The organism is Dolichospermum sp. LEGE 00246, assembly GCF_015207865.1.
GTDB classification, from domain to species: domain Bacteria; phylum Cyanobacteriota; class Cyanobacteriia; order Cyanobacteriales; family Nostocaceae; genus Dolichospermum; species Dolichospermum heterosporum.
The window spans coordinates 1-6,868 of sequence record NZ_JADEWA010000294.1; the positions used below are offsets into that span (position 1 = coordinate 1).

Annotated in this window: 7 protein-coding genes; 1 reads left to right on the forward strand and 6 read right to left on the reverse strand. The window is 40.1% G+C overall.

Going from position 1 to position 6,868, the window contains the following annotated elements; translation table 11 throughout:
• Positions 1–430: 430 nt before the first annotated feature.
• The 5 genes from IQ228_RS17680 to psbP all read right to left on the reverse strand — a co-directional run bounded on the left by IQ228_RS17680 (position 431) and on the right by psbP (position 3,250).
• Positions 431–1,171 (reverse strand): phycocyanobilin:ferredoxin oxidoreductase, encoded by a 741-nt coding sequence (locus tag IQ228_RS17680; protein WP_027404264.1) that lies wholly within the window; start codon positions 1,169–1,171, stop codon positions 431–433.
• Positions 1,172–1,226: 55 nt separating this feature from the next.
• Positions 1,227–1,580 carry a DUF86 domain-containing protein gene (locus IQ228_RS17685; RefSeq protein ID WP_027404263.1) on the reverse strand — a complete coding sequence of 118 codons (354 nt, stop codon included), beginning with the start codon at positions 1,578–1,580 and terminating at the stop codon, positions 1,227–1,229.
• Positions 1,570–1,860, reverse strand: a complete 291-nt coding sequence (locus IQ228_RS17690; RefSeq protein ID WP_027404262.1) for a nucleotidyltransferase family protein — start codon at positions 1,858–1,860, stop codon at positions 1,570–1,572. The genes IQ228_RS17685 and IQ228_RS17690 overlap by 11 nt, the downstream gene beginning before the upstream one ends.
• 181 nt (positions 1,861–2,041) lie before the next feature.
• Entirely contained in the window at positions 2,042–2,635 is a 594-nt protein-coding gene (locus IQ228_RS17695) for a nucleoside triphosphate pyrophosphatase (RefSeq protein WP_027404261.1), read from the reverse strand.
• Positions 2,636–2,704: 69 nt separating this feature from the next.
• Positions 2,705–3,250: a photosystem II reaction center PsbP gene (gene psbP, locus IQ228_RS17700; protein WP_027404260.1), complete on the reverse strand. Its 546-nt coding sequence runs from the start codon at positions 3,248–3,250 to the stop codon at positions 2,705–2,707.
• A gap of 701 nt (positions 3,251–3,951) precedes the next feature.
• On the opposite strand from psbP, the gene mnmA reads away from it, so the two are divergent.
• Positions 3,952–5,097, forward strand: a complete 1,146-nt coding sequence (gene mnmA, locus IQ228_RS17705; RefSeq protein ID WP_228043935.1) for a tRNA 2-thiouridine(34) synthase MnmA — start codon at positions 3,952–3,954, stop codon at positions 5,095–5,097.
• Between the two features lie 254 nt (positions 5,098–5,351).
• On the opposite strand, the gene IQ228_RS17710 is transcribed toward mnmA, so the two are convergent.
• Complete coding sequence (locus IQ228_RS17710) at positions 5,352–6,143, reverse strand: class II aldolase/adducin family protein (RefSeq protein WP_193963766.1); 792 nt, start codon at positions 6,141–6,143, stop codon at positions 5,352–5,354.
• Between the last annotated feature and the right edge of the window lie 725 nt (positions 6,144–6,868).

The following is a 6,868-nucleotide window of genomic DNA, read 5'->3' on the forward strand; positions in this document are numbered from 1 at the left end:
CACCCTAACCCTCCCCTTGCAAAGGGGAAGGATGTTTTAAAAGTGGTATCCCGTAATTTTCATCACATTGTTACCCCCCTTACAAAGGGGAGAAACAAGAAAATCCAGTTCCCTCCCCTTTATAAGGGGAGGGTTAGGGAGGGGTAAAACATTTGATACAGCAATCGTGACTTTTTAAACACCCTCTTAGAGGAAGTGGTAGACCGTCCCAATCTGGGTCATTTGTTTAAATTGTGATTTTTAGCATCCAAATTCTGTATAGTAATTAATACAGAATTTAAATTTATTGTTCATTTTTTCTCTTCATCACTTTTCGGCTATTTTGCCTTTTATTCTCCCTGAAGTCTCTAAGCATCTATGCTTACCGCATAATTGGGATGCTGCCATAGCAATTTTTAATTGCTGAGACTTCTGGTAATATTTTCTCAGATTATTCTGGCAACTCTGGCAAGTCGAATAAAACTTTAGTCATATAATTTTCTGCCCAATCTATCCCAAAAGCCTTTTCTAAAACTCTACGGGTTTTATCATTTTGTTGTTGTTTGGTACAATAATTATATTGTCCAGCAATAATTTGAGCTACTTTTTCAGGTGCAACTGGACTAGATGCGATCGCTTGGGTACAATGAATATCTAGAAATGATTCTACGTGAGACAAAAAACTTGTCTCTTCTTCCGGGGAACTAGGACGAATAAACAGACAAAAATCGGAAAAAATATGGCCCCATTCTGGTAATTCACGAGGTTGAGAAAAGTTGGCTGTGGTTAATTTACTAAGTTGCAAATTATAACCATCTGGTAGAATTCGATCTAAGTTTACTGGCGAAAGATCAGCAATAGCAGCACTAATTTGACCTCTACCTCCGACTAAATCACAACCAAACATGGGAAGATCATATTCAGGATGAGGAAACATCACACAGTGCAGAATATCTAACATATTCCCCACCTTTGCTAGTTCCAAGTGTATTTTGCGAAACTGGGGACTTTGATAACAACGATTTTCGATAATCAGTTTTTCCCCTTCTAATTTACCTTCTACATATCCCAATTCCGCAGGTAAATTGTATGGTGATAAGTCTAAGTGTTTATGCCAAACCGCTTCAATACAATCAGCTAGTTGATGAATCAGGGGATGTTGTTGTTCACGAAGAGAAGGAGTAGAAGACATATTATTTAGGAAATACAATTTATTTCCTAGTTTACAATTATTTGTACCAGATCAACTATTCTCCTGATATTTCTCTTTCTAGCACCTCTTGTAGTTGTGGCAATAATGAGGATAAATCATTTTGAATTGTTTCCCAGACTCTACTCAAATCAACTTGAAAATATTCGTGAGTTACAACATTTCGCATCCCTCCCATCAACCGCCAAGGTATGAGAGGATAGCGTAACTGAATATCATTAGGAACATTTCTAGTAGCTTCTCCAATCACGACGAAATCATAGAGAACAGCTTTGACAAGCGTTTGATTTTTTGTAAATTCCTCAAACGTTACACCCCTTGTCCTTTGCTCAATTTCATTGATAGATAAGACAATATCTTGAATACGAAACCGCCAATCTCTAGAAGGCACGAATGACATCCTTTAATACAGGTTTTCGCAAATGTTCTCTCAAAGCATCCTCCGTTCCCAAATCAACAGAACATCCCAGAATATCTTCTAAATAATACTGCACTTGTAAAAGTTGAAACAACCCACCCGAACGATTAAACTCCACTAAAAAGTCTACATCGCTATCTGAACTAGCTTCATCCCGCGCCACTGAACCAAACAAATTAAGGGATTTTACTCCCAGTTCCTGCAACTTTTCTCTATGTGCAGCTAAAGTTGCCAGTACCTCATCTCGTTTCATGCTTTATTTTCCTAAACCAATTCTATATTAAGATAGTAGTGCAGCACGGCGTAAATAAACCAACCATTTTTAATTGCCAAAAATCTTGCTCAATATTGCTTTTGACTTTTGACTTCTGCCTTGCGGAGTCCCTATTTTTTAACATTTTATCCATTAAAAATTGGGAATAATAATTACTTAACTATCCCCAAAAATCTGTAACTTCATATCCTAATTCCCCGATCATCTGCCGCAATAAGGGTAAACTCAAACCAATGACATTACTGTGACAACCCTCTATTTTCTCCACAAACAAACTTCCAAAGCCTTCTAAAGCAAATGCTCCAGCGCATTGAAGAGGCTCACCTGTAGCTACATAGGCAAGAATAGCGCGATCGCTCATTTTCGCAAAATACACCCTAGTAACTTGATATTTAGCCACAGTTTGATTTTTAGTAGTATCAATCAAAACATGACCAGTGTACAAGTCACCAAAATTACCTTGCATCAATTGCCACCGAGCGATCGCTTCCTCCGCATCCCCTGGTTTACCGTAAATCCCCCCACCCATAGCCAAAACCGAATCACAACCCATCACCAACGCCGATGGAAATTGGGAAACCACAGTTTCCGCTTTACACTTAGCCAGCGTTTTCACCAATTCCCCAGGTTCAGTTAGTTGTACTTGTGACTCATCAAAATCACTCGGACAAACTATTGGTTCAATTCCCACAGTTTGCAATAACCGACGACGGGCAACAGAAGCAGAAGCAAGCACAAATTGCGGAATTTTCATAAATTGTTGTATAAGTAGTTTTTTGGTAATTGATAATAGTTAATTGTCAATTACCACCATTTCTAGTTATTAATAAACAGTGAAAGAACTCACAACCTCATCAATCATCCGTTGCAACTTCTTCCAACGTTTCTCAGGAACCGAAGCATTAAACGTAAACAGCTTACCACGACTGATAGCCACACTAGAAATATTATGTCTTTCCTGTCCATTAGGAAATTTAACTGCATATTCTAGAAAGTAGTAAATTTTTCCATCTACTTCCCTTTCAGCCGCATTGATCAACTCAGCAGTCCGATCAGAACCTACAGGAGCAAGAGCCGCCTTTCCTAATTTATAACCAACTTCCGTTGGCGTTCCCAATTCCGCCAAAGTTTTACCAGAAGCCACCGGACTAATTACCACAGACACATTCTCTGATACTTCAATTAAATCGTGAAACACCACATCAGGACCATCACCAACTTTAACTTGTAACCAACCATTAGGATAATCAAACTGATAACCGTCAGCACTATCTACAAACCTATTTAGTCCAGCCGCATTAGCTACACCGCCACTACTCAAGCTAAAGCTCAATAGCAATAATAAGATGAACGTAATTCTTTGCCACATTTTTTCCAATTCCTTTGGTCAGTCAACAATACAAGGTAAAGATAATTGCAAGTTTTTATTTTCTCACTAATCTGGACAATCTGGAGACTTTAGTTTTGCCATCCCCTTCAGGCTTTATCAGTGTGTGTGCTATAATTGGACAGTCTCGCACCTTGTGGTCAAATAAAAATCTCTTTGTGGCAACAATTAAGCCCCAAAGACTTTGAAAAATGTCAGTAACTCAGCCCTAAAGGGACTGAGCTTGTAAGAAATTGCAAGCTGTACTGACCAGTCTAAGTCTTCACTGACTACGTTTTTTGAGTCACGACACCCTGGAATGCGTAGCTAGTTCCCTGCTCTGTCGCTTGTGATTAAACAGTTTCAAAGTCACTGAAACAGTGTTGCAAGCCTAAAAAGCTCTTAAAACATTGACGCAGCTAACATTACCCCAGAAATGGGAGGCTCTTCGGAGCAATAAGTAATTGGACAAAAATATTTACAGTCATTGCGAGCGAAGGGAAGCAATCACAACCCTTGGAATTGCCTCATTTAACTTAGTTCCATACGGCTAACGCCACGCTGCGCTAACGCAATAGCATTGTATAATTAATTCTGTTTCACTACTTACATTATGCGTACAGATTTGGGAAATTTGAATCGGTAATTGTCCCGTTGAAAGTACACCACAAAAGTACCCCGAATTTCTTAACTCCAAGACGGTAATGAAAAAAGCATTCAAAGCGGTTAAAACCGCCCGTGTCGCTTTCCTCTCAGGGAGCCAAGCCACGCTCGTTTCCTACTTACCGGATATCCTTATGAAAAAAGTTGTCGTTGGTCTTTCCGGTGGCGTTGATAGTTCCGTAGCCGCCGCTATGCTGCATAATCAGGGCTATGATGTAATTGGTTTAACTCTTTGGCTGATGAAAGGCAAAGGGCAATGTTGCTCTGAAGGAATGATCGACGCGGCTAATATTTGTGAACAATTGGGTATACCCCATGAAATTGTTGATATTCGGGATGTCTTTCAAACAGAAATTATTGATTTTTTAGTGACAGGTTACAGTGTAGGCATTACGCCGTTGCCTTGTTCCCAATGTAACAAAACGGTGAAATTCGGGACAATGGTGGAATATGCAAGGGAAAAATTGGCATCGGCTAAAATCGCCACAGGTCATTATGCCCAAATCCGCTACAATGACACCACTAACCGTTACCAACTATTACGAGCCGTAGACCGCAACAAAGATCAATCTTATTTCCTCTATGACTTATCCCAAGACTTATTAGGGGCAACAATTTTTCCCCTGGGTGAACTGAATAAAACCGATACTCGCAGAATTGCTACTGAATACAACTTAAAAACCGCCGATAAACCAGAAAGTCAAGATTTATGCTTAGTAGAAAGCAATGGCTCTATGCGGGCATTTTTAGATAAATATTTAGCTCCTCGACCTGGTGATATTGTAGATACCACTGGTAAAGTTTTGGGACAACACGATGGTGTTCATCATTACACCATTGGTCAGCGAAAAGGCTTAGGCATCGCCGCCGCTGAACCCTTGTATGTGATTGAACTAGACGCAGCTAATAACAAAGTAGTTGTAGGCGATCGCACCAAAGGATCTCAGTCAGAATGTACAATAAATCGAGTAAACTGGGTTTCCATAGCTGAACCTGTCGCCCCCATTCGCGCCGAAGTTCAAATCCGTTATCGTTCCCAACCCGTACCCGTCACAGTCATTCCCCTACCAGATTCCCGCGTCCGGTTAGTATTTGATGAACCACAATTCAGCATCACCCCTGGACAAGCAGCCGTTTGGTACGAAGGTGAAAAAGTCTTAGGTGGCGGAATCATCGAACAATCGTAGGGCGCAGGCCCTGCGCCCTTCCTTCTTTATTTCTTACTTCTTACTCCTTACTTCTTACTTCATAAGTAGTGAGACAGAATTAATTACACAATGTCATTACGTTAGCGCAGCGTGGCGTTAGCCATATATAACGAAGTGAAATCAAGCAATCGCAAGGGTTGTGATTGCTTCCCTTCCTTCGCAATGACTGTAAATATTTTTGTCCAATTACTTATTACATCCCCCCCCAATAACCCCCATAACCGCAACAGAGGTCATTCCAGAAAATCGGGTTCTCGCCGCACAATCATTTCATACAAAGACTGAAAACTAAACCAACCCATCTCAGGAGAACCCACTTGGCTATAAGCTATCTTCGCATACTCCGGCTTAATCGGGCTAGGTATTCCAGCAGCTTCTGCCAATAATTGAGCTTGACAAGAACGCTCCATCGTGATAAACCACCAAGCAGCCTCATCAATAGTTTTACCTACCGTCAGCAAGCCGTGATTTTTGAGAATGACAGCCTTATTTTTTCCTAAAGTTTCAGCAATTCGCTTACCCTCTTCCGGGTCAAGCACAACTCCCGTATAATCCATAAATATACTGTGGTCTTCGTAAAAAGAACAAGCATCTTGAGTCAGGGGGTCAAGCAGACGACCCAGACTAGACCAACTTTTACCATAGATAGAATGGGCGTGTGCCGCCGCTACCACATCAGGACGGGCTGCATGAACTTGAGAATGAATAGCAAAAGCTGCGCGATTTACCGGACGATTACCGTAAATTACATCACCTTGCTGATTAACTAATATCAAATCACTAACTCTAACTAAACCGAAGTGCATTCCAAAAGGATTTACCCAAAAATGTTCAGGGTTTTCTGGGTCACGGGCTGTAATGTGTCCAGCAACACCTTCATCAAATCCAAACCGTGAAAATAGCCGCAATGCAGCCGCTAGTCGTTGTTGACGGTGTAATCTTTCCTCCGTAATGGAAGTAAAAGTGGGAATTTGGGGACTATTGGGTTTTTGTATAGGGTTTTCGGTCATATATAGCTTCGCCATTTTTTGTAGGTTAGGTTAGGCGATCGCGCAAGGCAACACATTTGTTATTTTTTATGCTATTCCTGGGCAACACTAACGCGAACAATCCAATCTACGAATCAAGGCTTTTTTAAATTTGATTAAGGTAGGAGAGGGTTAGGGAGAGGTGCGGGGAGAGGCTTTGAACTTGTTCTTTGTATGATAAAAAAGTCCAGCTTCTAGCCGTTTTGAGTATAAATCAAGACTTTTTTTAATTTGAACAAGGTATTGCTGATTATATCAGATTTTTTCAAAAATTAAATATCAGCTTGATTGGCAGGGAATAACTACTGGTAATCACTTTTTTATCCATAATTATTATTTTAAGTAATTGGACAAAAATATTTACAGTCATTGCGAGCGAAGGGAAGCAATCACAACCCTTGCGATTGCTTCATTTCACTTCGTTCCATTTGCAATGACATTGTGTAACTAATTCTGTCTCACTACTTATCACTACGCAGAAGTGTTGAATGTTAGGAAAAAAAATTAAAAGTTTTTATAAAAAATATTAACAGTAGAAAGCCTTACCATATCTAGGTTATAGCCATAAAGACGACCCAGGTTTCTAGATTTATCGAAAAATATTACGAAAACCCCTTTACAAATCGAAATATAAGGCTTACTATAAAGGCATGAGGTAGAAACACCTACCAGAACATACATAACTCAAACGCAATTATAAACACATGACAACCACCTTACAA